The organism is Thermodesulfovibrio sp. TK500a (assembly GCF_055381765.1).
Genome location: NZ_AP041606.1, coordinates 1,906,651 through 1,932,009 on the forward strand (window position 1 = coordinate 1,906,651; position 25,359 = coordinate 1,932,009).

The 25,359-nt window shown below is 36.3% G+C and carries 25 protein-coding genes and 1 pseudogene; 19 read left to right on the top strand and 7 right to left on the bottom strand.

Translation table 11 applies throughout. The features are described 5' to 3' along the window. The first annotated feature begins 10 nt into the window (after positions 1 to 10). From ACZ430_RS10055 to lptE, 6 genes and pseudogenes are all read left to right on the top strand, one after another. Positions 11 to 1,111 carry an NAD-dependent epimerase/dehydratase family protein gene (locus ACZ430_RS10055; RefSeq protein WP_297213184.1) on the top strand — a complete coding sequence of 367 codons (1,101 nt, stop codon included), beginning with the start codon at positions 11 to 13 and terminating at the stop codon, positions 1,109 to 1,111. A 68-nt stretch (positions 1,112 to 1,179) separates the two neighbouring features. Continuing rightward, entirely contained in the window at positions 1,180 to 2,313 is a 1,134-nt protein-coding gene (wecB, locus tag ACZ430_RS10060) for a non-hydrolyzing UDP-N-acetylglucosamine 2-epimerase (RefSeq protein ID WP_297213181.1), read from the top strand. 265 nt (positions 2,314 to 2,578) lie between these two features. Next, positions 2,579 to 3,346: a Wzz/FepE/Etk N-terminal domain-containing protein gene (locus ACZ430_RS10065; protein WP_297213178.1), complete on the top strand. Its 768-nt coding sequence runs from the start codon at positions 2,579 to 2,581 to the stop codon at positions 3,344 to 3,346. Positions 3,347 to 3,611: 265 nt separating this feature from the next. After that, positions 3,612 to 4,012 (top strand): annotated as a pseudogene (locus tag ACZ430_RS10070) (MraY family glycosyltransferase); the annotation flags it as partial. 45 nt (positions 4,013 to 4,057) lie between these two features. Next, entirely contained in the window at positions 4,058 to 4,456 is a 399-nt protein-coding gene (locus ACZ430_RS10075; protein ID WP_464910776.1) for a hypothetical protein, read from the top strand. A gap of 526 nt (positions 4,457 to 4,982) precedes the next feature. After that, a complete protein-coding gene (gene lptE / locus ACZ430_RS10080) occupies positions 4,983 to 5,483 on the top strand; it encodes an LPS assembly lipoprotein LptE (RefSeq protein ID WP_297213173.1) in 501 nt (166 codons plus the stop codon). 3 nt (positions 5,484 to 5,486) lie between these two features. Here the strand turns inward: lptE and ACZ430_RS10085 are convergent, their stop codons facing one another. Then, the gene (locus ACZ430_RS10085; RefSeq protein ID WP_297213169.1) at positions 5,487 to 5,792 is read right to left on the bottom strand and encodes a rubredoxin; all 306 of its coding nucleotides are present in this window, start codon (positions 5,790 to 5,792) and stop codon (positions 5,487 to 5,489) included. Positions 5,793 to 6,152: 360 nt separating this feature from the next. Here ACZ430_RS10085 and ACZ430_RS10090 point away from each other — a divergent pair, with 360 nt between their 5' ends. From ACZ430_RS10090 to ACZ430_RS10130, 9 genes are all read left to right on the top strand, one after another. Beyond that, positions 6,153 to 7,619, top strand: coding sequence for an IS1634 family transposase (locus ACZ430_RS10090; RefSeq protein ID WP_440871064.1), 1,467 nt, complete (start codon positions 6,153 to 6,155; stop codon positions 7,617 to 7,619). A 446-nt stretch (positions 7,620 to 8,065) separates the two neighbouring features. Beyond that, complete coding sequence (locus ACZ430_RS10095) at positions 8,066 to 8,275, top strand: type II toxin-antitoxin system HicB family antitoxin (protein ID WP_297213163.1); 210 nt, start codon at positions 8,066 to 8,068, stop codon at positions 8,273 to 8,275. A 1-nt stretch (position 8,276) separates the two neighbouring features. Beyond that, positions 8,277 to 8,471, top strand: coding sequence for a type II toxin-antitoxin system HicA family toxin (locus tag ACZ430_RS10100; RefSeq protein ID WP_297213161.1), 195 nt, complete (start codon positions 8,277 to 8,279; stop codon positions 8,469 to 8,471). 480 nt (positions 8,472 to 8,951) lie between these two features. Continuing rightward, positions 8,952 to 9,338 carry a sirohydrochlorin chelatase gene (locus ACZ430_RS10105; protein WP_297213158.1) on the top strand — a complete coding sequence of 129 codons (387 nt, stop codon included), beginning with the start codon at positions 8,952 to 8,954 and terminating at the stop codon, positions 9,336 to 9,338. A 61-nt stretch (positions 9,339 to 9,399) separates the two neighbouring features. Continuing rightward, entirely contained in the window at positions 9,400 to 11,418 is a 2,019-nt protein-coding gene (locus ACZ430_RS10110) for a CHASE2 domain-containing protein (protein ID WP_297213155.1), read from the top strand. Continuing rightward, a complete protein-coding gene (locus ACZ430_RS10115) occupies positions 11,415 to 11,882 on the top strand; it encodes an SH3 domain-containing protein (RefSeq protein WP_297213152.1) in 468 nt (155 codons plus the stop codon). Before ACZ430_RS10110 ends, ACZ430_RS10115 begins: the two co-directional genes overlap by 4 nt. Then, the gene (locus tag ACZ430_RS10120) at positions 11,879 to 12,736 is read left to right on the top strand and encodes a M48 family metalloprotease (protein WP_297213149.1); all 858 of its coding nucleotides are present in this window, start codon (positions 11,879 to 11,881) and stop codon (positions 12,734 to 12,736) included. Before ACZ430_RS10115 ends, ACZ430_RS10120 begins: the two co-directional genes overlap by 4 nt. A gap of 116 nt (positions 12,737 to 12,852) precedes the next feature. Beyond that, on the top strand, positions 12,853 to 13,305 hold the full coding sequence (gene rpiB, locus ACZ430_RS10125) for a ribose 5-phosphate isomerase B (protein ID WP_297213146.1): 453 nt from the start codon (positions 12,853 to 12,855) through the stop codon (positions 13,303 to 13,305). A 2-nt stretch (positions 13,306 to 13,307) separates the two neighbouring features. Further along, on the top strand, positions 13,308 to 14,540 hold the full coding sequence (locus tag ACZ430_RS10130; protein WP_297213142.1) for a serine hydroxymethyltransferase: 1,233 nt from the start codon (positions 13,308 to 13,310) through the stop codon (positions 14,538 to 14,540). Here the strand turns inward: ACZ430_RS10130 and ACZ430_RS10135 are convergent. Next, a complete protein-coding gene (locus ACZ430_RS10135; RefSeq protein ID WP_297213139.1) occupies positions 14,537 to 15,568 on the bottom strand; it encodes a zinc-dependent dehydrogenase in 1,032 nt (343 codons plus the stop codon). The two genes, ACZ430_RS10130 and ACZ430_RS10135, sit on opposite strands and share 4 nt — an antisense overlap. After that, positions 15,569 to 17,551, bottom strand: coding sequence for a methyl-accepting chemotaxis protein (locus ACZ430_RS10140; RefSeq protein WP_297213137.1), 1,983 nt, complete (start codon positions 17,549 to 17,551; stop codon positions 15,569 to 15,571). It abuts the gene before it with no gap. 84 nt (positions 17,552 to 17,635) lie between these two features. Between ACZ430_RS10140 and ACZ430_RS10145 the strand changes: the two genes are divergently transcribed. From ACZ430_RS10145 to lpxC, 3 genes are all read left to right on the top strand, one after another. Beyond that, a complete protein-coding gene (locus ACZ430_RS10145) occupies positions 17,636 to 18,082 on the top strand; it encodes a cupin domain-containing protein (RefSeq protein WP_297213134.1) in 447 nt (148 codons plus the stop codon). Between the two features lie 12 nt (positions 18,083 to 18,094). Next, positions 18,095 to 19,450, top strand: coding sequence for a TldD/PmbA family protein (locus ACZ430_RS10150; protein ID WP_297213131.1), 1,356 nt, complete (start codon positions 18,095 to 18,097; stop codon positions 19,448 to 19,450). A gap of 109 nt (positions 19,451 to 19,559) precedes the next feature. Continuing rightward, positions 19,560 to 20,438: a UDP-3-O-acyl-N-acetylglucosamine deacetylase gene (lpxC, locus tag ACZ430_RS10155; RefSeq protein WP_297213127.1), complete on the top strand. Its 879-nt coding sequence runs from the start codon at positions 19,560 to 19,562 to the stop codon at positions 20,436 to 20,438. On the opposite strand, the gene opp4C is transcribed toward lpxC, so the two are convergent. The 3 genes from opp4C to ACZ430_RS10170 form a co-directional block, all read right to left on the bottom strand. After that, positions 20,439 to 21,278 (bottom strand): oligopeptide ABC transporter permease, encoded by an 840-nt coding sequence (opp4C, locus tag ACZ430_RS10160; protein WP_297213123.1) that lies wholly within the window; start codon positions 21,276 to 21,278, stop codon positions 20,439 to 20,441. After that, on the bottom strand, positions 21,271 to 22,251 hold the full coding sequence (locus tag ACZ430_RS10165) for an ABC transporter permease (RefSeq protein WP_297213120.1): 981 nt from the start codon (positions 22,249 to 22,251) through the stop codon (positions 21,271 to 21,273). Before ACZ430_RS10165 ends, opp4C begins: the two co-directional genes overlap by 8 nt. A 67-nt stretch (positions 22,252 to 22,318) precedes the next feature. Continuing rightward, positions 22,319 to 22,975, bottom strand: a complete 657-nt coding sequence (locus ACZ430_RS10170) for an ATP-binding protein (protein ID WP_297213117.1) — start codon at positions 22,973 to 22,975, stop codon at positions 22,319 to 22,321. Between the two features lie 156 nt (positions 22,976 to 23,131). On the opposite strand from ACZ430_RS10170, the gene ACZ430_RS10175 reads away from it, so the two are divergent. Continuing rightward, the gene (locus tag ACZ430_RS10175) at positions 23,132 to 24,448 is read left to right on the top strand and encodes an amidohydrolase family protein (RefSeq protein ID WP_297213114.1); all 1,317 of its coding nucleotides are present in this window, start codon (positions 23,132 to 23,134) and stop codon (positions 24,446 to 24,448) included. Here the strand turns inward: ACZ430_RS10175 and holA are convergent. Next, positions 24,445 to 25,338 (bottom strand): DNA polymerase III subunit delta, encoded by an 894-nt coding sequence (gene holA / locus ACZ430_RS10180; RefSeq protein WP_464910588.1) that lies wholly within the window; start codon positions 25,336 to 25,338, stop codon positions 24,445 to 24,447. The genes ACZ430_RS10175 and holA overlap by 4 nt on opposite strands. Positions 25,339 to 25,359: the final 21 nt, after the last annotated feature.

Consider the following 25,359-nt stretch of genomic DNA (forward strand, 5'->3'; position numbering starts at 1 on the left):
AGGTAGCTTAATGAACTATTATGAAAAAAGAGTAAAATTGGTTGATGAGTATCTGGGGAAATTAGATTTAGAGAAAGATTTAATAAAGTATTACGAGGGACGAAATATTTTAGTGACCGGTGGAGCTGGTGCTATTGGAAGCAATTTAATAATCGCACTTTCAAAGTTAGTTGGCAGTAGGGGTAAAGTTATTGTTCTTGATAATCTATCAGCAATAAAAGTCAGAGATCCGTGGAATGTGACACCTCTTCCAAATATAATGTTTGTGTTTGGTGATGTAAGAAATGATGTTGACCTGAAGAGAGTTTTCAAAGAGGATATAAGCATTGTTTTTCATCTTGCTGCCTTCTTTGCAAATCAGAATTCGGTGGATTATCCCGAGATTTCAGCAGAAGTTGATGTTATTGGTCAAATTAAATTACTTGAATACTCCCGTTTGGGAAAGATAGAAAAGTTCATATATGCATCAAGTGGATGTGCTATATATGGTTCCTATCCTAAACTACCATTGAAAGAAGACTTTATTTCCATGCATCTTACTACTCCCTATCAGATAAACAAGATGACGGGAGAGATGTACTGTAATTTCTATCATCATCATTATGATTTGCCAATTGTGAATTGTAGATTTTTTAATTCCTACGGTCCTGGTGAAGTGCCAGGACAGTATAGAAACGTTATACCCAATTTTATTTATTGGTCAATTAAGGGGCTTTCTTTGCCAATCACTGGATCAGGAGAGGAAACAAGAGATTTCACCTATGTTTTAGATCTTGTGCAGGGACTTATAAAGGCTGGTTATTATAAAAAGGCTATAGGTGAGAATTTTAATCTTGCGGCTGGAAGAGAGATTTCAATCAAGGAAGTAGCATCTATGGTCTTGGAAGCAACAGGGAATAAGGCAGGATTAATTTTTAAGGAAAGAAGAAAATGGGATACTAAACCGAGACTTCTTGCCTCAATCGAAAAGGCAAAAAAGCTCATAGGTTATCAGCCCATTGTTGATTTTAAAGAGGGTTTTGATGCAAATATTGAGTGGTTTAGAGATAATTGGGAAAAGATAGAAGCTTTAGCTGATTTTCCACCAGGGATGAGTAGCGCCGTGAGGTGAAGTTTCATAATGTTATTAAATGTTTTAGGCTCAGTTTAGGAATTTTTTGATTAAGGAGTAAAGAGATTTTGAAAAAAATATTAATGATATTTGGAACAAGGCCAGAGGCAATAAAGATGGCTCCTCTTCACCGGGAATTGAAGAAATATCCAAAAGATTTTGATGTTAAAGTTTGTGTAACTGCTCAACATAGACAGATGCTGGATCAGGTTTTGAACTTTTTTGACATAAAGCCAGACTACGACCTAAATTTGATGAGGGATAATCAGAGCCTCTTTAATATAACGTCTGAAAGTATTTTAGAACTTGAGAAGGTTTACGATGACTTCAATCCTCATATTGTTTTAGTTCAAGGAGATACAACAACATCTTTCACAGGCGCGCTTTCAGCCTATTACAAAAAAATAAAAGTTGCCCACATTGAGGCAGGGCTCAGAAGCGGTAATAAATATTCGCCCTTTCCTGAAGAGATAAACAGAGTCTTAGTTGGACACATTGCGGATTATCATTTTGCTCCTACGGAAAAGGCAAAACAAAATTTGTATAACGAGGGAATAAGGGAATACGTTTGGGTTGTTGGAAATACAGTGATTGATGCCCTATTTTTGGGATTAGAAATCTTAGAGGAAAATGAGGATCTCAGGTCTAAAATTGAACTTTTTTTTAATGGAATTTTTGAATTTCATCGAGAAAAGATAATATTAGTTACAGGGCATAGAAGAGAAAGCTTTGGTGAAGGATTTGAAAATATTTGCTATGCCTTAAAAGAGATTGCTGAGATTTATCCAGAATTAAAAATAATCTATCCGGTTCATTTAAATCCTAATGTGAGAGAACCAGTTAATAAAATATTAAATGGGATTAGAAATATTTTTCTCTTAGAGCCTCTGGAATATCCATATTTGATTTGGTTAATGTCAAAATGTTTTCTAATATTGACTGATTCTGGTGGAATTCAAGAAGAAGCACCATCTTTAGGAAAGCCTGTATTGGTCATGAGAGAAGTAACAGAAAGAGTTGAGGGAATAGAGGCTGGAACTGCACGACTCGTAGGCACTAAGAAAGAAAATATTGTAAAAGCAGTTCAGACTCTAATTGAAAATCCCTATGAATATCAAAAAATGACAAAGGCTATAAACCCTTACGGAGATGGATTGGCAAGCAAGAGAATTGTGGAGATAATAAGAAGTATTCGAGATTAATAAGGTTTTAAATTTAAATTGTTTAAGAATAACATAAAAATAATGTATTGGAATGATGAGAATATCAGAGGCTCTATAAAATGACGCTTTTTTGTCACCCTGAGGCAAAGCTGAAGGGTCTTATCTATTTAGCTAAGGAGATTCCTCTTTGCTTACGCTCCTCGGAATGACAAATAACAGCTCGGAATGAAAAAAGGAATGATAACGAAAGAACATAGAGGGCATAAGTTTCTAAAAAATATACCAATAACTTTGGAGGTTTTGAATGAACGAACAAGAGCGAAAGGAGCAATGCTCTGACGAGATTGACCTTTATGAACTGCTTCTTGTGCTTAAAAAGAGGCTCAAGCTTATTGTTGCTGTTTCTTTCATGGGGCTTTTAATTGGAGGCTTGGTAGCCTTTCTATCTCCCAATATTTATCAGGCAAGGGCAACTTTGTGGGTAGATTCGTTTATTGGACAATCTCTTATCGAAGGATATACAACAAGAGATAACAGAACCTCATTCATCATTCCCTTAGGACAGACTAAGTCACCAGAGGTTAATAATCTATCCCTATCAATACTTAACAGCCTTGAGTTTAAAAAGAAGGTGCTTGAGAGATTGATAAAACAGTATGGAGAAAGCGAAGATATGCTCAGTTTGACCAAATCAATCAATAAAGGCAAAGGAGACGTTGTTTTTAAGGCTGAGGTAGACAAAAAGACAGGGAGCATTAATCTAATTTCTGAACAGAAGGATAAAAAAGTTGCTGAGGATATTCTCAGATATGCAATAGATGAATTTGAAAAAGAGCTTGAAAAAACCTCTCAGACCTACGCGGAGGCAATAGCAACACAAAAAGAGAAAATTAAGAACAACAAAAATTTTATATTAAGTGTTATAGAAAAGCCAACCTCTCTTGAATATCCTATAAAACCAAAAAGAAAACTTATTATAGCTGTGGCTGGGATAAGTGCACTATTTTCAGGGATTTTTCTTGCCTTTATTGCTGAGTGGTGGAGCAATGTTAAAAAGAGAAGAACAGAATGAATGACAGAGCAAATGGTAGGTTAAGGCAATGCTTTCAGTATTGATTTCCTTCTTACTTTCCTTCTTAGTTTGCCTTTTGATTGTAAGGTATAGCCACATTCATGGGCATTTGACTTCAGACCCTGTGGAAGGAGGTCCGCAGAAATTTCATAAAAATCCTACTCCGAGGATAGGAGGACTTTCAATTTTGTTTGGGCTTATAGGTGCATCTTTGATTTTTTATCTACAAAATAGAGATTTTGTCTCAAACTTTACCCTTGCCTTAATGTGCTCTACTCCCCTATTTGCAGGAGGTATAACGGAGGATTTAACTAAAAAAATCTCTCCAAAGGCAAGGCTTGCTACGGCGATTGTCTCTGGAGTTTTGGCTTTTCTATTGATTGATGCCAAAATTGAAAGGGTAGATATTCCGTATTTAGACGATTTACTAAAGTTAATTCCTTTATCTTTTATTTTCTCTGTTTTCGCAATTGTTGGACTTTCAAATGCAATAAACATAATTGATGGGTTTAATGGTCTTGCAAGTGGAGTATCAATCATAATCCTTACAGGACTCGCATATGTGCCTTCAAGGTAAATGACATTTTTATTCTCTTTAGCTGTTTTGTAATTATCGCGGCAATATTTGGTTTTTTTATCTGGAACTATCCAAGAGGGTGCATTTTTCTTGGAGATTGCGGGGCTTATCTCTTGGGTTTTCTCATTGCAATAATGTCTATCCTACTTGTAAGGAGAAATTCTCAGGTTTCAGCTTGGCTTCCTATGCTTCTTTTGATATATCCTGTTTGGGAGACTATATTTTCAATATACAGGAGGAGGATTAAGAAAGGAGTATCACCTTCGAGTCCTGACAGATTGCATTTTCACTCTCTCGTTTACAAAAGAATTGTAACATGGGCATTAGGAACAAAAGATGCGAGATACTTAACAAGAAGAAATTCAGCCACTTCTGTTTATCTTTGGGGGCTTACACTTTTGAGTTTTATTCCAGCAGTGCTTTTTTGGAATAGCAGTTTGCTCTTACAAATATGCACATTTTCGTGGATTTTGATTTATCTTTGGATTTACAGGAAAATCGTTAGATTTAAACTTCGTAGATTTTCCCAATGAGATGATATTAGGATGTTAAAGATTCCTCACTTCGCTTCGCTTTTTGTTCGGAATGACAATTCTAATTTTCTGAATGAGTTTTCTTCTGAATATGCTTTCCACTGTCACCCTGAGCCTTTTTCTGTCACCCCGAGCGAAAGCGAGGGGTCTCCTATGCCTTTTCATTCCGAATAGACTCTATGTCCCTGAGGAAGCATATAATAAAAAATGAGATTCCTCGTCGCTTACGCTCCTCGGAATGACATTAAAATAAAAAACTCGGAATAACATTAGAAGAAAAAATCTCGAAAAGACATTAGAAAAAAACTTAGGAACATTAGATAAAAGAACATCCGAACGACATTAGAGAAAAAATTAAGAATGATAGGAAAAGAAAAAACAGCATAAAGAAAAAAGGCTTTGTAATGAGAAGTAACAATCTTCAGGATGACAAATAGAACGCCTGTAGTTTGTTGATTCTCAATAAATCACTTTTAAACAGTCTCTATGATATAATTGAAAATATAAAATTCAGAGAGGAGCAATAATGAGAAAGTTTCTATTTATTTCCTTATTTTTACTGCTTTTTCCAATAGGTTGTGACTATACAATTCAAAAGAAGGCAGAACTTCCTTTTCAGGAGATTTACCTAAGGAACGTTGAAAATCTCACCCTTGAGCCAGGGTTACAGGATAGATTTAGAAATATTGCCTACAAAGTATTAGTTGAAAACGGCTTCACTGTTACTCCCTCTGCCGAACGGATAATGGATGTGCAGCTAACAAACTACAGGCTTTCCACCCTTTCAGAGATTGGGCTTAATACCGTTGAATATCAAGTCAGCATGAATGTTAAAGTGTTAATATTAGACAACTCTGGCAGGAAAATCAGGGAGTTTACTCCTGCATCACCTTTTACGACTTATTTTAGAACATCAAGGGAACTTCAAAGAATAATTGCCAACAGAAATCTCGCCATAGAGAGCCTGATGCGCGATATCTGCGACGATATGATTAGAAAACTAATTTTTTCAGAAAAAGGCTCTTAAAGCTTATTCATATCCAAGCATTTCAGAGAACTGCTTCTTAGAAGCACCGCATAACGGACATACCCATTCCTCATTTAAGTCTTCGAAGCATACTCCTGGTGGAATTTTGCCTTTTTTATCACCTTTTTCTGGATTATAGATGTAACCACATCTTCCGCATACCCACGGTGTCATTTTCTTGTTTTCTTTTTCCTCTTCAATTAGTAACATTTCTTTCCCGCAACAAACAAGAGTTCCCTTACCTGCTTCTAATACTTTTACTGTGTTACCACAGATTTCACACTTGTAAATCTGACCGATTTCAGTCATTTTTTCCTCCTTTTATTTCGCCATTTATGTCATCCCGAGATTTTAGGAGACCCCTCGCTAACGCTCGGGGTGACAACAAAGAAACTCTGGGTGACAAAAAGTTAAGATTTTCCTTAGACTTTGCTCTCAGGTGAACCTTCATTTTCATTAATTATATCAAAAAGCTCGCTCTTTCTGTAATTTAAGTCTTCGACACTGCTGTCCAAAATAATCTAAATTCATAGAGTCATCCCTTATAAAGCAAGGCTTTTAGACAGATAAATCCGTATTTTCCTAAATTCCCGCTAAATAGGCATTAGAGATTATACATTAATAATAATGTTTCAATCGTAACTGTTTTTCTATCAATGATTTTATTGGATGAATAAAAAACTATTGCAATTTAATGCTGATTTATTTTATAATGCCTACATAGGCATTATGAGTTATATACGATATAAAACTTTCGGAAATCGAAAATACGCATACGAGGTTACTTCATTCTGGGATTCAAAACAGCAAAAACCCAGACAAAAGGTGAAATATTTAGGAAGGGTTGATGAACAAGGAAACATTATAGAGAAAAGGATTCCTCAACAAAAAGAAAAGTTAATTTTAGATTTCGGTGATACTTATCTTCTGTATGAGTTTATCAAGAAGACAGAACTTATCGAAATAATTAACAGTATTTTTGGAGAATATTCGAAGGAACTTCTTTCTCTTATTTGTTATCGAATCAGTAATCCCTCTGCAATGAATTATGCAAAGATTTGGTATGAAGGTAATATTGCACGTTTTTTATTTGATGGAGCAAATCTTAGTTCACAGAGGATAAGTAAACTTTTAGAGAAAATAGGGGATGAGAAACTACAAAGAGATTTCTTTATTCGGTATCTGTCTTGTATAAAAGGCAATAGAAAAGGTGTAATTATTGATACTACAGCATTACCGAATCAGATTGGGTTATCTTTTAATGCATGGGGGTATAATGATGGAGAAATAGACCAACAGATAAGATTTCTTTTTGTTATTGATAGAGAGACCTCTTATCCTTTGTTTTTCAGGTATTTACCTGGCAATATAGTTGATGTATCTTCCTTAAGGGTGACAATTGAAGAACTCACAAAAGCAGGTATAAGAGATAATTTTGTCCTAATAGATGCAGGATTTTTTTCTGAGGAAAACATTAGAGAGTTAAATGAGAAGGGGATAGAGTTTCTTACGAGGCTACCTTCATCGAGGATTTTGTATAAGGAACTTATAAAAGAGGAGGCAGGGGCATTAGAGAAGTTTGAGCATGCAGTCAAGTATGGTAAGAGGGTTCTTTTTGTAAAGAGAAAAGAGGTTGAATTATATGGGAAGAACGTATATTCATATCTTGTTTTAGATCCTGAGAGAAAAGGAAGAGAGATGAAGAAGCTCCTTATTAGTGCGCTTGATGGGGAGGAAGAGGAAATTGAATATAAGTTGCTTAAGCAAGGGATAATGATACTTATTTCATCTTTTCCGATTGATACAAAAGAGGTAGTTTCTTGTTATTACTTGAGGCAAAGGGCTGAGATGCTGTTTGGATTTTTTAAGGATGATTTGAAGTTAATACCACTTAGAGTTCACAAGGAAGAGACATTGCGGGGGTATCTATTTCTTATATTTATTGTTTTAACGGTATTTGTGAGACTGAAAGGAGCGATAGGGAGAGATTATACTGTAGAGGAAATACTCTTTGTGATGAGGAATTTAAAGTGTAAGGTCTATGAAAATGAGATAATTGTTCAGGAACTTACGAAACAACAGAGAGAGATTTTAGATACATTGAATATCATAGTGCCTAAAAAGTCTGGAATTTAGGAATTTTTAAATTTTGTCAAAATTACAGACAATCCGGTTGAGGAATTTTTAAAGAGATTTTTTACTATTAATCTTGATTCACCAACTTCAATAATTGTAACTTCTATCATTGAAAGTTTAAAATGTAAGATCTATGAAAATGAAATAATTATTCAGGAACTTACACAACAGAGAGAGATTTTAAATACATTGAATATTATAGTGCCTAAAAAGTCTGGAATTTAGGATTTTCAAAATCAGGTTCCTCTCTTTTTTTCTTCTCTCTTTCATTATAGGGTTTGTTTATTTTGGCAAAACAATTTTACCCTATCGAGGCTTCCTTCTAAAAATTATTTTGGACAGATGTGAAATCTAATTAATCTTTATTTGCCGATGGGGAACCTTTAGCCTCATCGGCTCTCAAATTTCATATAGAAAAATAAAACAATTTTTGCTATACTTTTTACATGAAGCTAACTGTAATCATAGAAAAAGATGAACACGGATATTTCGCATACTGTCCAGAATTCAAAGGTTGTATGTCTCAGGGAGATTCTTTTGATGAGGCTATGGCTAACATTAAAGAAGCAATTGAACTTTATCTTGAAACACTCACAGAAGAAGAAAAAAAAGGACTCTTAAGAAAAGAAATACATACCTCTACCGTAGAGGTTTAAGTTGCCAAAACTTCCACGGTTAACTGCTCAGGAAGCCGAATCTATCTTACTTAAAGCAGGCTTTCAACTTATAAGAACAAAAGGAAGCCATAGAATCTACATGAAAGAAGATAAAAGAATCGTTATCCCTTTTCATGCTGGTAAAACTCTGCATCCAAAAATTGTAAAAGAAATATTTGAGGCTTTAGAAGATTAATCCATCAGGTATTATAGTTTCAGATTGCCAAAATACAATTTCTCTTTGTAAATCAATATTTTACACTGGCAAAGGGCTTTTTGCCAGTCATTGCCAAAATGCCAATCTAACCATCCAAACTTCATTACTTAAATGTTATATCACTGCTATCCAAAATAATTTAAATTCATAGAATCATCCCTTATAAAGCAAGGCTTTTAGACAGGTTAATCCGTGTTTTGAAAATCAGGTTACCCCTCTTTTTTTACTCTCTCTTTCATTATAGGGTTTGTGTATTTTGGCAAAACAATTTTACCCTATCGAGGCTTCCTTCTAAAAATTATTTTGGACAGATGTGAGTCTCCGATATTTTTCATTACTACTGTTTCCCTTAATTGCAAAGAAGCTGAGCGGGAGGCAAAGTAATACAAGGAAATATTGTTTTCATAAAGGAGTAGTTTTTGTTAAAATGAAGACGCAGCAAAAATGGGGAAATTGCCAATGGATAGAGTTATAATTGTATCGCACGGTAGCCTTAAAAAAGAGGCTAATAATCTACAGAAGTTGACTGAGCTTGTAAGTAAAAAAATATCATTCAACTTGGAAAATATAAAGCATGCCTATCTACAACATGCCACTCCATCAGTAGAGGATACGATAAGGCAATGCATTAATGAAGGAGCTATGAAAATTATTATTTTCCCCCTTTTCATATCCTCTGGCAAACACGTAAAAAATGATATCCCTGAAATCATATCGAAATTCAAAAAGGAAACCCCCCATATTGACATAGTTTATACAGAACCATTAGGTCTCGATGAAAAGATAGCAGAGATAATTGCAGAAAGAATAAAAGAAGCCATAAAATCAGGCGATGAACCTATCTAAGCGAAAATCTTTTACTGCTATTTTTGCAATCGCATTTATTTCATTTTTTATATCCTTTATAATGTATCTTTTTGATTTTTTTAAGACTTTTGAATATAGCATCTACGATTTGCTGTCAAGAAATATAAATACTACAAAGAAGTCAGAAGCTATATATCTTATATACATCGACCAGACGAGCCTTGAAGAGTTAAGTAAGCAAGGTATCACATGGCCGTGGCCAAGACAGATTTATGCCCCTATTATAGATTTCCTCTCAGAGGCCGATGCGGTTTTTATTGATATTTTATTTACTGAAAGTTCATCTTACGGCGTAGAGGATGACATTATTTTGGCAGAATCCATAAAAAAGGCAGGAAATGTTTATTTGCCTGTAGCTTTATCGAAAGCTAAAAGAGATTTTGATGAAAAATATTTAGATAAGATTTCTACACCTACTTATTTGGCTAAAGATTACGGCTTTCAATCTGCCATATTTCCTATCGAACCTTTAAAAAATAATGCAAAAGGGTTAGGAAATGTGAGCATATGGCCAGATGAAGACGGTGTTTATAGGCGAGTGCAACTTTTTTTCAGAATAAAAGAACATGTAATTCCAAATTTCGTAATGACTTACATGATACAAAGAAAACAAGTTCAAGTTAGAGAAAATTCAGTATTACTTGGAGATGTAGTTATTCCTCTTTATCATAACAGCCTTCTTTTAAAGTATTCCTCTGACAAACAGCCTTTCAGAGTATATTCCTTCGCAGAAGTTCTATTTTCTGCAACTTCTCCAGTTAATAGCTCTGAGATAAAAAAGGAGACTTTCAGAGGGAAAAAGGTTTTTATAGGTCTTTCTGCAGCAGGGCTTTTTGACCTAAAACCTACACCTGTATCAAATAAAACTCCCGGAGTATTTGTCCATGCTACCACTTTGGCAAACCTTATCGAGAGGGATTTTTTCAGAATCTTTCCGAAAGCTTTAGTTTTGACAATTGCCTTTATTGTATCCCTCATTGTCTCTTTTATATTCATAAGACAGCATTCAATGAAAATAAATCTTCTGTCATTCTTAGGGATACTAATGCTGCTTAGTTTTTCCGAAATAATTTTCTTTAGATTTTCTATTTATATGGATTTTCTTCCATCCTTTATAGCTCTCATGAGCAGCTCCATTCTCTCGTTAATTTACAGTTATGCTACAGAAGGAAGAGAAAAAAGCTTTATTAAAAAAACTTTTTTACAGTATATGGACAAACGAATTGTCGAACATCTTCTTGCCAACCCTGAATTAATATCTGCAGGAGGACAGAAGAAGACTGTTACCGTTTTCTTTGCAGACATAGCAGGTTTTACCACTATCTCAGAAAAACTCTCTGCCGAAGAAACGGCCATGATGTTACACCGAGTGCTTAATCGATTGACAGAGGTGGTGATAAAAAATTATGGAGTAGTTGATAAATACATAGGAGACTGCATAATGGCTTTTTGGGGAGCACCTCTTAAAACTGAAGAAGACGAGGTAAATGCCTGCAGAACTGCCTTAGAGTGCATGGATGCCTTAAAGGAAATTAATAAAGAATTTGTGAGAGAAGGCTTGCCCCAAATCAATATAAGAATTGGTATTCACACGGGCGATGTTGTCGTTGGCAACATAGGCAGCGATAGGCTTTTTAATTATACCGTCATAGGAGATACTGTTAATATTGCTTCAAGACTTGAGTCGGCAAATAAGTTTTTTAAGACCAAAATTATAATCAGCGAGGATACTTTCTATATGATATCCGATAGATTTATTGTAAGGCAGCTTGGAATAATAACAGTAAAGGGAAAAACAAGGCCTATAGGAATATATGAATTACTATCTGACACAGAAAAGGCTGACCAGAAGGTTATTGATTTTGCAGAAAAATTTAATCGAGCCTTTGCTCTTTTTAAAGATAAAAAATGGGATGAATCAAGGGAGATATTCAAGTTATTAATCGGTGATTTTTCCAATGATTTTCCAACCCAATTTTATCTTAAAAAAATTGAAGAATTGAGTGAAGCCAGAGAGTTGACAGAAAACTGGTTTGTTGTTAAAATTGAAGAGAAATGAATTATAGGTTAATCATAACTCTCACCTTTCTCATATTATTAATCTCCTCAGTAGCTTTTGCAGAAACGATGACAGTAATAACAAAAACGAATGTTATCAGAGAAACTCCCCGATTTTTCGGTCCTGTAAAAGCTTATGTAAAATACGGAGATGTAATTGAAGCTCTAAGCAGAGATGGAGATTGGTTTAGAGTAAGATTTAGAAATATAACAGGCTTTATCCATAAAACAGCTGTCGAGAAAAGAACCGTGTCTGTTTCAGCAACAAATAATCAAAGAACAGGAGTTTCAGAAGGAGAGATTACTCTCGCAGGAAAGGGGTTCAATCCCCAAGTGGAAAGAGCCTACAGAAACAAGTATCCCCAGATGAGATACGACCTTGTTGATAGAGTTGAAAGATACAACGCTTCTGAAGCAGATTTGGTTTCATTCATAAGAGCGGGAGGACTTACGGAGCCGAGATGAGAAGTAAGATTTTTTCAATTATAATTCTAATTCTTTTCTTAGCTTCATGCAAAACAATGGACATGGATAAGGCAATAGACATGACTTTTACGGTCATTCAAGAGACCTCAAAGGCTTCCCGTCCAATCTCCGATGAAGAGGAATATTTTGTCGGCAGAGCAGTAGCGGCAAGACTATTTCAATCTTATCCTTTACTTGAAAACAGCCGACTGACAAATTACGTAAATTTAATCGGCAACACAGTAGCTCTTAATTCAGAAAAACCATTTACTTACGGTGGCTATCACTTTGCAATACTGGACACCAACGAGATAAATGCATTTGCCTGTCCTGGCGGTATAATCATGATAACAAGAGGAATGATTAATCTTGCCAATAACGAAGATGAACTTGCCGCAATTCTTGCCCATGAGATAGCCCATATAAACAATAGAGACGGTATAGAGTCAATAAAACAGGCTCGATGGACTGAAGCCCTTACTGTAATCGGCACAAAAGCAGCAAAACAGTATGGTTCAGAAGACCTCGTTAAGCTGGTAAATATTTTTGAAGGTTCAATAGATGATGTCCTGAAAACTCTTGTAGTAAATGGTTATAGCAGGACACAAGAATACGCTGCTGACGAAAAAGCTCTAATATATCTTGCAAAAGCTGGCTACAATCCAGAGGCTCTTTTAAATGTTTTAAACAAATTGAAAGCTCAGGAAAGAATATCAAATACGGGATTTCTTAAAACCCATCCTGACAACGAAGACAGAATAACAAACATTAAGAATAAAATCCCTGAAGTTAACACTGACCTTAAAGCCTTTCAGAATAGGACTGCCAGGTTCAATTCTTATCTGAGGAGATAATACGATATATTTTTTGTCGTTTTTTTACTGAAGTTTCATGTCATAAGTTTGTGTATCTTAGAGAGAATCAGAGCGTTAATTTACTAAAGTCCTCCCAATTTTTTATAATACTCAACATGAAGATAGCCATTGGTGCAGACCATGCAGGATTTGAGCTTAAAGAGCTATTGTCTAAATTAATAAAAGAATCAGGCCATGAACTAACTGATATGGGCACGGGCTCGAATTGTTCTGTTGACTATCCAGACTTTGCAGAGGCCGTTGCTAAAGCTGTTTCAGAGGGAAGATACGAAAGAGGTGTTCTCATATGTGGCACAGGAATTGGAATGTCTATTGTGGCAAACAAATTTAAAAATATAAGGGCAGCCCTTTGCAACGACCTTTTTACCGCAAAAATGTCAAGACTTCATAACGACGCCAACATACTCTGCATGGGGGCGAGAGTCATAGGAACAGGACTTGCAAAGGAGATATTGCTTACGTGGCTCAATACAGAATTTGAAGGTAATAGACATCTAAAGAGAGTTGAGAAAATAAATCTCATAGAAAGGAAGGTTGTTGATAAATGAAGATGAAAAGCTTAAGGGAAGTAGATGCAGAGATTTACTCTTTAATTCAGAAAGAGAAAAAGAGAGAGAACGACAAGATTCTCATGATTGCCTCTGAAAACTATGCAAGCAGGGCAGTCATGGAAGCTCAGGGTTCTGTCTTTACAAATAAATATGCCGAAGGTTATCCCGGCAGAAGATACTATGGTGGATGTCAATATGCCGATGAAGTTGAAAGGCTTGCCCAAGAGAGAGCAAAGGAGCTTTTCAAAGTAGAACATGTAAATGTTCAGCCTCATTCAGGCAGTCAGGCAAACATGGCAGTATACTTTGCTTTTCTACAACCGGGAGACACGATAATGGGAATGAGCTTAACTCACGGAGGACACCTTTCTCATGGTTCTCCTGTTAATTTTACAGGCAAGCTCTACAAAACAGTATTTTATGGAGTAGACAAAGACACTGGATATATAAACATGGACGAAGTAAGAAAACTCGCCCATGAATACAGACCAAAAATAATAATTACCGGTGCAAGCGCCTATCCAAGAATAATTGATTTCAAAGCCTTCTCCGAGATTGCCAAAGAGGTGGGAGCATATCTCATGGCTGATATTGCCCATATTGCTGGTTTAGTTGCCACAGGAATTCATCCTTCTCCCTCTGAACACTCAGATTTCATAACCACAACGACTCATAAAACTTTGAGAGGTCCCAGAGGTGGTGTGGTCATGTGCAGAGCAGACCATGCTAAAGCTATAGATAAGGCTGTTTTCCCTGGTATACAGGGTGGTCCTCTTGTGCATGTAATTGCTGCAAAGGCCGTGGCATTTAAGGAAGCTCTGTCAGAGGATTTTAAAGAGTATCAGAGAAGAGTTGTAAAAAATGCAAAAGCCCTTGCCGATGCTTTGAAAAAGAGAGGATTCAAGCTTGTCTCAGGTGGAACAGATAATCACCTCATGCTTGTTGACCTGACAAATATGAATTTAACGGGAAAAGAAGTTGAGGAGGCTCTTGATAAAGCGGGAATAACAGTTAATAAAAACACCATTCCCTTTGATACTAAGCCACCAACGGTTACCTCAGGTATAAGAATTGGAACTCCTTGTGTGACAACGAGGGGAATGGGAGAAGAGGAAATGGAAGAGATTGCAGAGATTATTTATATGGTTGTAAGAAACATATCAAATAACTCTGTCCTAATGGAAATGAAGAAAAAAGTTCAGACATTATGTAAAAGATTTCCAGTCTATTAAAAGTTAATTATACATTTAAGTGAGTCTTTTGCAAGAGCTGTTATTTCATAGGCTTTTTTTGTGTCATCGAGGTTAAATCGATGAGTTATTAACAGTTCGCTTCGAACTATTTTTCTCTCAATAAAATTAAGAGCTGTTTTCATGTCTTCTGGCCCGCAAGAGTAACTTGTTGTTATGGTTATGTCTTTGAAATAAAGGTCGTTGACTGACAAAAGCAGTCTTTCATCAGGAGGAGTGGGAGTAAAAATCAGCAGAGTTCCACCTCTTGACACAAGCCTTAATGATTGGGCAATTAGTTCAGTTTTTCCAGGCCCTACTATTACAGCTTGAGCCATCATTCCATTGGTTAAGGCAGATAATTTTTCGACTACATCTTCTTTTGATGCATCTATGACGAAGTCTGCACCTGCCTGTAAAGCTTTTTCAAGTCTAAAAGGAACAATGTCAACTCCTATTAATTTTTCCCCTCCGAATTCTCTCGCAAGCATAAGATGAATCTGCCCCATCACACCAAGACCTATTACTACTAACGTATCGCCTTTTCTGATATTTACTCGCCTTAGCGATTTCACAACACAGGCAGTGGGTTCTACAAGAGCAGCTTCTTCAAAGGATATGTTATCGGGAATTTTAAGGGTATCGTTTATTAAGTTTTCATAGGGAAGAATAATATATTCAGAAAGACCGCCAGGTATTATCTTTGAATTTCTCCATGTTTCACATTGGACATAATCACCTCTTTTACAGAAAAAACAACTCATACAGGGTGCATGATGATGAACAACAACCCTGTCTCCTTCTTTTAGGTTTGTCTTCTCTTTTACTTCATCTCCTATTTTTACAATTTCCCCTGAAATTTCATGTCCCAATACAAGGGGAGCTTTTTTCTCTATATACCAAGGCATTACATCGCCAGAGCATATACCGCAGGCTTTTACCTTTACCAGAGCCTCTCTTGATGAAGGCTCTGGTAAAGGGATTTTCTCGATTCTTATATCGCCAAATCTGTATAATTTTGCTACTTTCAATTATACCTTTACGCCTTTTATTGAGTCTGTTAATTTTCTTATAACTTCATTTAGATTTTCAACTTCCTGAGAAACCATGTCTGTAGTGCCTTTCACTTCTTGTGCAAGAGCGCTCGACTTCTCTGCATATCTGGCTACTTCTTCACTGGCCGAGGACTGTTCTTCAGTGGCTGTAGCAATCTGAGTAATTGAATCTTTTACTTTTTGAGAAAAATCGGCAATGTTGTTCAGAGATTTCTTTACCTCATTCAATGCTTTTAGTGCTTCTGCAACCTCTTTAGCAGTTAAGTCCATATTTTTAAGAGACTCTCTTGATTCGTTCTGGACAGCATAAATCTTAGAGGTAATCTCGTCCGTAGCCTTTATTGTTCTTTCGGCAAGTTTACGCACTTCATCGGCTACCACTGCAAATCCTCTTCCCTGTTCACCTGCCCTCGCTGCCTCAATTGCAGCATTAAGGGCAAGTAGGTTTGTCTGGTCTGCGATATCCTTAATAACAGTCACAATGTCTCCTATTTCTTCTACTTTGCTGTTAAGGGCATCCATCGTTTTCTTTAGTTCAATCGTTGAATTATTAGCAGACTGGACAGTTTTCATTGCAGAATCAGACAATCTAACTCCATCGTTTGATACATTTCTTGACTCACTGGCAATGTCAGAGGCACTTGCTGCATTTTTGGCTATGTCTGTAATAGTCTGGCTCATTTCTTCTGCAGCAGTGGCTATCTGATGTGCTTGGGAAGTCTGCTCATCGGCTTTTTTCTTTACACTTTCTATGTTTTGCTCTAAAGTGCCAATGACGCTGTTTACCATTGTGGCGGAATTTTTAATCTCTCTTACAAGCTGTTGGGTGAATTCTTCAACTTTTATAATGCTTCTTGCAATAAGGCCTATTTCGTCTTTCCTATTCCTATATCCCTTTCCAAATCCAACTTTGCTGAAGTCTCCCTTGGCCACATCTTCGAGTTTATTTGCCATATCTGGAATGGGCTTAAGTGCTCTTTGAGTAACTATGAGTATTGTAAAGGAAACTAAAACTGCACCAATTATGTTAACAAGCCACATGATATTTCTCACAGTAGCAACCTCAGCAGCTATCTCTTCAAGGTAGCTACCTGAACCAATCAACCAATTCCAAGCAGGATAATGAGTGTAGGCAACTACTTTTTCTCTTGCAAAGGTCTCATTAGGATTTTTCCAGGGATAATAAATTAAACCTTCTTTCTTTTCTATCATCTCTTTTATAAATTCTCTTCCTTTAGCATCTTTAGCATCAAGAATGCTTTTACCCTCTAAGGCAGGATGAACGATAACAAGGCCTTTGTTTTTTTCAGAAGTATCAAGTACATACATATAGCCTGTTTTACCTACTTTTATGGAACGGATAAAATCTTTAAAATGTTTCATAGTGTTTGTTATATCAAAGCCTATAAAATAGACGCCAGTGATGTTACCAGATGCATCTTTAACGGGTACATATTTTGTCATGTATTCCTTTCCAAAGAGAGTTGCCTTGCCTAAATAAGTCTCACCTTTTAAAAGTAATGGATAGGCCGGATGTGCCCTATCCAGAGTAGTTCCAACTGCTCTTGTGCCGTCTTCTTTTTTAAGAGATGTGGCAATACGTAAGAAATCATCTCCCTTTTTCTCAAAGATTGTTGCAACTGAGCCACCGGTCATAGCAGTGAATTTGTCACAGACATCATTATTAGGTTTAATCCCTGGTGCCATACTTTGAAATATCTTCATAAACTTATCAGCAGCATCTTTTGCAGACTGGTCAAAAACAACTATTTGTTCTTTTACTAAAAGAACTTCTCTTTTAAGAGATTGAATGTTGTAATGCTCAATTTTTGACTTTGTCTGCAGATAAATCACGATTGCAACACAGGAATAAACAATCAAGATTGACAGAACAGACATGACAAACAACTTCTTGCTTAAAGACAGAGAATTAAATAAAGATAGTGACCTTTTAAACATATCCAAAACCCTCCCCCTGAAATTTCTTTTTTTATAGTTTTTTATAGCTTCTTTCTAATGGCAAATAAGTTATAATTATATACCATGAAAAATAAAAAAAGACAAGATAATTTTTTTTGCGAAATCAAAGAGAGAAAGATAATTAACCAGAGTAGAATAATACGTTACAAAAATAATAGATGGCAGGGCATTAAAAATATTCCTTATAAAAGCAGTTATGGCAACTGGAGCTTGATTGAGAGATTTCCAATAGTATACAGCGAAGATGCCCAATTTGAGGTGCGATATTTCGAAATATCCTCTGGAGGCAGGTCATCCCTTGAGTATCACAATCATGTTCATGTCATAATCTGTGTAAAGGGTAGGGGAAAACTAAGGATTGCAGATAAAACTCGAACTCTCAATTATCTTGATATAGCCTATGTAGCACCTAATGAAGTGCATCAACTTTTAAATCCATTCAAAGAACCATTTGGTTTTATTTGTATTGTCGACAGAGAAAGAGATAAACCTGTTGAAATAGAGGAATAATTGGGAGGTAAGATGGAGGTCTACGTTGATATTATCAATAAAATCAGAGCTGATTATGTAGATATTTTTATGGAAGAAAGGCAGACTTCACAGATAAATATGGAGGAAAATAAAATCCAAAAAAGCTCTGTTTCTTTTGATAAAGGAATTGGAGTAAGGGTCATAAGAGATGGCAAGACAACCTATGCCTACACAAATGATTTAAGCAAAAGCGGAATTGAGGAACTCGTTGCAAAATTAATAAAAAATGAATGTCACCAGAAATTTTTAAACTTTAAAAAAATAAATGGCAGAGCATTTATAATTAAGAGCAATCCTCAGCAGGTAGATATAAAGGAGAAACTCAATTTTGTAAAAAAGGCCAATGACCATGTATGGTCAATGGATGGAAGAATAAGGCAGGTTAGGGTTTTGTATACCGATTCCTTACAAAGAATAAAAATAGCAAATTCAGATGGTTTCTATACAGAAGAGGAGCGTATTTACACGCTTTTTTTAGTGCACGTAACCGCTTTTGAAGAAGGAGTTTTGCAAACAGGCTATGAAGCAGAGGGAGGACTAAAGGGTTTTGAGCTGTTTGAAGAGATAGTTCCTGAAGCTCTTGCTGAAAAAGCAGCAAAGAGAGCTTTAATGATGCTACGGGCAAGAAGAATAAAAGGCGGAAGAATGCCTGTTGTTATTGCAGCAGAGGCAGGCGGGACAATGATACATGAAGCCATTGGTCATGGCCTTGAAGCTGACCTCGTTCAAGAAGGGCTTTCAGTTTACAGTGGTAAGATTGGTCAGAGGATTGCTTCAGAAGCAATTACAGTAATTGATGACCCCACACTTCCTAACATGCGAGGTTCTTATGTTTTTGACGATGAGGGAACACAAGCTCAAAAAACAGTGCTTGTTGACAAGGGAATATTGATAAATTATCTCTATGACAGATATACGGCTATGAAAGAGGGTAAAAAATCTACTGGCAACGGAAGAAGACAGTCATACGAGCATTATCCCATTCCGAGAATGAGTAATACTTTTATAGCTCCTGGGAAGGCTAATCCAGAAGAGATAGTCCGTTCTGTTGACAAGGGTTTTTTTGTGAAAAAAATGGGCGGTGGTCAGGTGAATACTGTAAATGGCGAATTTGTCTTCGAAGTTCAAGAGGGATATTTAATTGAAAATGGAGCAGTAACAGAACCAGTCAGAGGGGCTATCCTAATAGGAACAGGACAGGAAATTCTTCAAAAAATAGATATGGTAGGAAATGACCTTGGTTTTTCCATTGGCACATGCGGGAAAAATTCGCAAGGCGTTCCAGTGACAGATGGAATGCCTACGGTGAGAATTCCAGAAATAGTGGTAGGTGGACAGTCAGATTAGTTGTTTTTGTTTTTCTCTCTATGTGGTATTATTACCACAGGTTAGTTTTTGAAAATATTGCTATTATTTGTTTTTATCTTGGCATGTCATTTGCATCTTACAAAATTTAATGCCTTTTCAGAAGACCATAAAATCTGAAATTTCCCTTTCAGGTGTGGGAATTCACACGGGAAAAAGAATTAACTTAAAGCTTATCCCCGCTGAAAGAGACACGGGTATTGTATTTTTCAGAAAAGATAAGGGTATCTATTTAAAAGCAAAACTTCCCTTCGTAACTGATACTACCTTTGCAACTACAATCGGCATTGATGGAATAAAGGTTAGAACAGTTGAGCATCTTCTTGCAACCATATATGCTTTTGGGATTACTAATCTATTAATCGAATTGGATGGTAGCGAAATACCAGTGCTTGATGGAAGCTCGTTAGATTTCACAAGGGCACTTCTAAAAATCGGAATTGCAAAGCAAGGAAAGACCATTCCTATTTTAAGAATCAAAAAACCCTTTGTATATGAAGAGGCAGTGTCTCGGATTATTGCTAAACCTCATAACGGCTTTAAAATAACATATAAGATTTTCTATGACCATCCATTGATTATGGAACAGTCTTTATCATTAGAAATCAATGAACAAAATTTCATTAAAGAGATATCTCCAGCAAGAACATTCGGATTCTTGAAAGACATACAGTATCTTATGAAAAATGGATTTGCAAGAGGTGGCTCTCTTGAAAATGCAGTAGTGCTTGATGAAAGAGGGGTTGTGGGAGGAAGTCTTAGATTTAAAGACGAGTTTGTAAGGCATAAAATACTCGATGCAGTTGGAGACCTCTCTCTTGCAGGCTTTCCTCTTCAAGGACATTTTATCTTTGAGAGAGGAGGACATACTTCGCATATAAACTTTTTAAGAAGCCTTACTGAATCACCTGTTTTTGAATTAATAGAAGAAGCTCAATTTTCCTTTCAACTCTCTGCCCAGCCAGCGTAATCAGTCTTCTGCCCAGTGTTTTGGGTCAAAGGCATCTCTTAAGGCCTCTCCGAGTAGATTAAATGATAGGACAGTGAGAAAAATTGCTATGCCAGGGAAAAAGCTCATCCACCAAGCAACGGTTATGTAGTCTTTTCCTACACTTAAGATGCCTCCCCAGCTTGGTTCAGGAGGTTGAATTCCAAGGCCTAAAAAACTCAGACCACTTTCTATTAAAATAGCACCGCCCACTGAAAATGTGGCTGCTACAATCACAGGATAAATGGCATTAGGAATTATATGCTTAAATATAATTCTTCCAGAACTGGCACCAATGGCTCTGGCAGCTAAAATGAACTCTCTTTCTTTTATGGATAAAACCTCTGCTCTTACAAGTCTTGCCACATCCATCCACCCTGTAAGGCCTATTACTACCATTATTATGTATACACTTGGTTCAAGAACAGCTACAGTGGCAAGAATCAGAAAAAGTGTTGGAAAAGCCAACATCACATCTACTGTTCTCATAATCAGTGTATCGATAAATCCTCCGTAGTATCCTGCTATTGCGCCTAAGATTGTGCCTATGATTATGGCTATGCCCATGGCTATAAATCCGACTTTAAGTGATACTCTTGCTCCGTATACTATTCTTGAAAATACATCCCTTCCAAGCTCGTCAGTTCCGAAGATATGCTCTGCCGAAGGAGGTTCAAGAACTTTATATACGTTGATTTGATATGGGTCGTAGGGAGCAATAAGAGGAGCTAAAACAGCAGTTAAGAATATGACAGCTATGAATATGGCGGCCAAGATGGCTACTTTATTTTTTGAGATTCTTTTGGCTGTAATACTAAACATCTCTCTTAATCCTAATTCTTGGGTCAACAAAAAAGTAGGCAATATCTGCAATAAGATTTCCAAGCAAGGTTAGCAAAGCTCCAATTAGGAGAATTCCCATGATTGTCGGATAATCTCTTGCCATGGCAGAAGCGTAAAATAGCTGACCCATTCCGGGGATTGAGAATATGCTTTCAAATATAACGCTTCCTCCAATCAATCCTGGTATAGCAAGTCCAAGGAGAGTGACTACAGGCAAGAGGGCATTCCTTAAAGCGTGCTTAAGTATCACAGCTCTCTCCGGCAAGCCCTTTGCTCTTGCAGTTCTCACATACTCTTGTCTGAGAGCTTCGAGCATGCTCGAACGGGTGTAGCGAGACATGCCAGCAAGGCCTGTAAAAGACATAATTACAACAGGTAAAATTAAATGTTTAAACCAATCCAGCAATCTTTCATGAAAAGGTAAAGCTTCTGCCCCTACACTCTGAATACCCGATATGGGAAGCCAGCCGAGATTGACTCCAAAAATAATCATTCCAAGCAGCGCAAGCCAGAAAGTAGGAACTGAAAATCCTGTAAATACAAAAACAGTCAGAGCCCTATCAAATACGCTTCCCGGTTTTAGTGCCGAATAGACACCTATTGGAATTGCGACGGAGAAAATGAATAAAAGAGATAGAAGATTTAATGTTACTGTTACAGGTAATCTATCTATAATCTTTTCTTTTACATCTCTTCCATCAACAAAGCTTTTACCAAAATTTAAGGTCAAAACCATTTTTAGCCAGTTGAAGTATCTTTCATGTATAGGTCTGTCAAGTCCGTAAAGTTTTTTCAAAGCTTCCATTGCCTCAGGCGAGGCTTTAGGAGACATCTCTTCTTGAAGCATAGCAGGCGAACCAGGAGCAAGATTAATGACTAAGAAACAGATTAGGGTAATACCAAACAGAATTGGTATCATTAGAAAAAATCGCCTCAATAAATAAGAAAGCATAGATAAAATTTTACAATAAAAGAGAGCGATTGACCAAATAAAAAAACCTTTAAGTCTTACACTTATTTTATTCTTTCATATTTCCGTCTATATCAATTATCTTTTCCTCTAATGGAATTTCTACTTGAGCCTTTTTCATTGCCTCCTTTACTATCCAGCTAAGACCACCACAACATGGAACAGTCATTCTTAAAACAGTAATATATCTAATGTTATTTAGCCTGAAAATCTCTGCGAGCTTTTCTAAATAAAAACCAGCATCGTCAAGCTTCGGACAGGCAATCAAAAGCTTTTTGTTGCCGAGGATTTTTTCATGAAACTTTTTGAATGAGAAGGCAGTGCAGTCAGCTGCTACAAGAAGTTCGGCATTTTTTAGAAAAGGTGCATTAACGGAGACTAATTTCATCTGAATTGGCCAGTTGTTAAGCTTATGATTATGAGCGAAATCTAAACATTCACATTGAGTTTGTTCCCTTTGGTTTATTAATCTTAAATGTAACTTGACTGCTTCTTCATCAAAAGGCTTTGCCTCTCTCTCTATGATTGTTATGGCTCCTTTGGGACAGCTACCTAAACAAGCACCGAGTCCATCACAGAAAATTTCGTTCACTAATTTTGCTTTGCCTTCAACAATCTTTATTGCACCCTCTGCACAAGCATTAACACAAAGCCCGCAACCATCACACTTTGTTTCATCGATATTAATAATAGCTCTCTTAGCCATGTTTATCCTCCAGTGCTTTTAATATTTCTTGCTTTCATTTTATCAAAGAAGATTTAAGCAATATTATGATTTTAATCATATTTTCAAATGCCTTTTGCTTTGAAAGGAGTATAGGCTTGGGCTATAATATTTAAAATCAATTGGCAGGAGGCTTACATGCAGGATATTTCAATAATTATTGGAAGATACATAATTACCATGAATGAAAAGGAAGAGATTATAGAAAATGGTGCGGTTGTAGTTGAAAAGGGTATTATTAGAGAAATTGGAAAAAGGAACGAAATTTTGGATAAATACAAAAACTTGGCAGTTCACATCTATGGAGATGAAAATTCAGCGGTAATGCCTGGTTTTATAAACAGCCATACTCATGCGGCAATGGTTCTTTTCAGGGGAATCGCCGATGACCTTCCACTTAAGGTATGGCTTACAGAACACATTTGGCCTAAAGAGAGTAAATTCTTAAGTCAAGAGTTTGTATTTGACGGCACCTGTCTTGCCTGTCTTGAGATGTTAAAAAGCGGAACTACTACATTCAATGATATGTATTTTTTCACTGATTCAATTGCCTCTGCTGTGAAGAAAATTAGAATAGGAGCTGTTATAGGTCAGGGAATTCTTGATTTCCCCACTCCTTCTGGCAAGAATGCCGATGAATATTTAAAAAAAGCACAAGATTTTGCTGAAAAATATAAAAACGACCCATTAGTAATACCTGCTGTAGCTCCCCATGCTATTTACACGTGTAGCAAGGAGACTCTTCTTAAATCTAAAGAGCTTGCTTTGAAAAACAATATTCCAGTGCATATTCATCTAAGTGAGACTTTTCAGGAAGTAGAGGACTGTATGAAGAAAAACGGCAAAAGACCCGTAGTATATCTGAATGAAATAGGATTTTTTGAAGGAAAAATAACAGCTGCCCATGCTGTATGGCTCAATGATAGAGAGATTGATATTATGGCTGAAAGAGAAATAGGGATTGCCCATTGTATTGAAAGCAATCTAAAGTTATCAAGCGGCATAGCTCCGATTGCAAGGTTAGTTAAAAAGGGAGTGAGAGTTGGCATGGGCACTGATGGAGCGGCAAGTAACAACAATCTTGATATTCTTGAAGAAATATCCATTGCTGCCAAGATACAGAAGGGAATAACTGCTGACCCTACGGTGCTTAACGTAAAAACATGTATGAAAATGCTGACTATATGGCCTGCTCAGGCTTTGGGAATTGATAAGGAAAGAGGGAGTATTGAATCTGGTAAGAGGGCAGATTTGGTTGTTATGAAACTTAACAAACCGCATCTTCAACCTATTTATGACATATATTCGACAATTATATACTCTGCTAAGTCTTCTGACATAGAGGATGTCTTTGTCAACGGAGTTCCTATAATTCTTAAAGGTAAGCATCAATTTTGCGACGAAGATGAGATAATAAATAAAGCAAACTGGTGGGCTGAAAGGATAAAAAGTTAATCTTTTAAAAGCTCATATAAAAGCAGTTCTAAGCTACAAGACTTTCCTTGTCGTAATGCTACATTTGTAGAGTAAAGAAGGGAGTATGCCCTTTCATTCATGGCTATTCGATTGCTAAAATGCCAATTAAGAGCGCCTAAAACCATGTCATAGTCTGAGGGCTGAAGATTGTTGATTATCTTGAAGGCTACAGAAAAGTCCTTTTTTTTGATTGCTTCGACAAGGTCAAAGGCCTTATACTCTAACGTTTCTGTTAATATTTCTTTTATATCGGATATATCAACATTTGAATTGTCTATGAGAAGGGATATCTTTTCTAACTCAGAGGAGATTAAACCGGGCTGTGCTCCTGTTATTTCTATGAGGTAGTATATGGCACTTCTACTGAGTTTTATTTGTAATTTTTCAGACTTATAAACTATCCATTCGGCCAGTTCTCTTTCAGAGACCTCAAGATTGAAAATGGCTACATTTTTTTTCTTTTTCAAATATGAAATCTCATCGGCAATATCTTTTGAAGAGGCATTACAAAGAATGAGCATGCTTACATTTTTAAATTTAGCATTTGTAATCTCTTCAAGCCATTCAATTCGTTTTTCAAGCTTTTTTATTTTTTCAAAATTGTAGACAACGATAATTCTTTTTTCTGAAAAAAGAGAAATAGATGATATTGTAATTTTTTTGTCTACTTCTTCAGGGGTCTCGTATACTTCTACTGAGAGAGGTGGAAAGTTATCCAGTAAGAGTTTTTTTAATTCCGAGAGAAAAAATAAATCTGACGAGTGGCATAAATATATATTTAGAGGCAGTCCCTTCTTAATTTCTTCTTCAAACTTTTTAATTGCAAGCATAATAATATTATAATCGAAAATTAATAAATCTGAAGGCATAAAACCTCAATTGAAGCCTAA

What these genes read in the sequence shown, in the direction of transcription:
- ACZ430_RS10090 (WP_440871064.1), top strand. Translation starts at nt 6,153, where the DNA reads ATGAATAAAAAACTATTGCAATTTAATGCTGATTTATTTTATAATGCC.
- lpxC (WP_297213127.1), top strand. Translation starts at nt 19,560, where the DNA reads ATGCCTTTTCAGAAGACCATAAAATCTGAAATTTCCCTTTCAGGTGTG.
- ACZ430_RS10065 (WP_297213178.1), top strand. Translation starts at nt 2,579, where the DNA reads ATGAACGAACAAGAGCGAAAGGAGCAATGCTCTGACGAGATTGACCTT.
- ACZ430_RS10150 (WP_297213131.1), top strand. Translation starts at nt 18,095, where the DNA reads ATGGAGGTCTACGTTGATATTATCAATAAAATCAGAGCTGATTATGTA.
- ACZ430_RS10110 (WP_297213155.1), top strand. Translation starts at nt 9,400, where the DNA reads ATGTATCTTTTTGATTTTTTTAAGACTTTTGAATATAGCATCTACGAT.
- ACZ430_RS10170 (WP_297213117.1), bottom strand. Translation starts at nt 22,975, where the DNA reads ATGGCTAAGAGAGCTATTATTAATATCGATGAAACAAAGTGTGATGGT.
- ACZ430_RS10140 (WP_297213137.1), bottom strand. Translation starts at nt 17,551, where the DNA reads ATGTTTAAAAGGTCACTATCTTTATTTAATTCTCTGTCTTTAAGCAAG.
- ACZ430_RS10105 (WP_297213158.1), top strand. Translation starts at nt 8,952, where the DNA reads ATGGATAGAGTTATAATTGTATCGCACGGTAGCCTTAAAAAAGAGGCT.
- ACZ430_RS10095 (WP_297213163.1), top strand. Translation starts at nt 8,066, where the DNA reads ATGAAGCTAACTGTAATCATAGAAAAAGATGAACACGGATATTTCGCA.
- ACZ430_RS10115 (WP_297213152.1), top strand. Translation starts at nt 11,415, where the DNA reads ATGAATTATAGGTTAATCATAACTCTCACCTTTCTCATATTATTAATC.
- rpiB (WP_297213146.1), top strand. Translation starts at nt 12,853, where the DNA reads ATGAAGATAGCCATTGGTGCAGACCATGCAGGATTTGAGCTTAAAGAG.
- ACZ430_RS10175 (WP_297213114.1), top strand. Translation starts at nt 23,132, where the DNA reads ATGCAGGATATTTCAATAATTATTGGAAGATACATAATTACCATGAAT.
- ACZ430_RS10055 (WP_297213184.1), top strand. Translation starts at nt 11, where the DNA reads ATGAACTATTATGAAAAAAGAGTAAAATTGGTTGATGAGTATCTGGGG.
- ACZ430_RS10085 (WP_297213169.1), bottom strand. Translation starts at nt 5,792, where the DNA reads ATGACTGAAATCGGTCAGATTTACAAGTGTGAAATCTGTGGTAACACA.
- ACZ430_RS10075 (WP_464910776.1), top strand. Translation starts at nt 4,058, where the DNA reads ATGTCTATCCTACTTGTAAGGAGAAATTCTCAGGTTTCAGCTTGGCTT.
- ACZ430_RS10145 (WP_297213134.1), top strand. Translation starts at nt 17,636, where the DNA reads ATGAAAAATAAAAAAAGACAAGATAATTTTTTTTGCGAAATCAAAGAG.
- ACZ430_RS10120 (WP_297213149.1), top strand. Translation starts at nt 11,879, where the DNA reads ATGAGAAGTAAGATTTTTTCAATTATAATTCTAATTCTTTTCTTAGCT.
- opp4C (WP_297213123.1), bottom strand. Translation starts at nt 21,278, where the DNA reads ATGTTTAGTATTACAGCCAAAAGAATCTCAAAAAATAAAGTAGCCATC.
- lptE (WP_297213173.1), top strand. Translation starts at nt 4,983, where the DNA reads ATGAGAAAGTTTCTATTTATTTCCTTATTTTTACTGCTTTTTCCAATA.
- ACZ430_RS10130 (WP_297213142.1), top strand. Translation starts at nt 13,308, where the DNA reads ATGAAAAGCTTAAGGGAAGTAGATGCAGAGATTTACTCTTTAATTCAG.
- holA (WP_464910588.1), bottom strand. Translation starts at nt 25,338, where the DNA reads ATGCCTTCAGATTTATTAATTTTCGATTATAATATTATTATGCTTGCA.
- ACZ430_RS10165 (WP_297213120.1), bottom strand. Translation starts at nt 22,251, where the DNA reads ATGCTTTCTTATTTATTGAGGCGATTTTTTCTAATGATACCAATTCTG.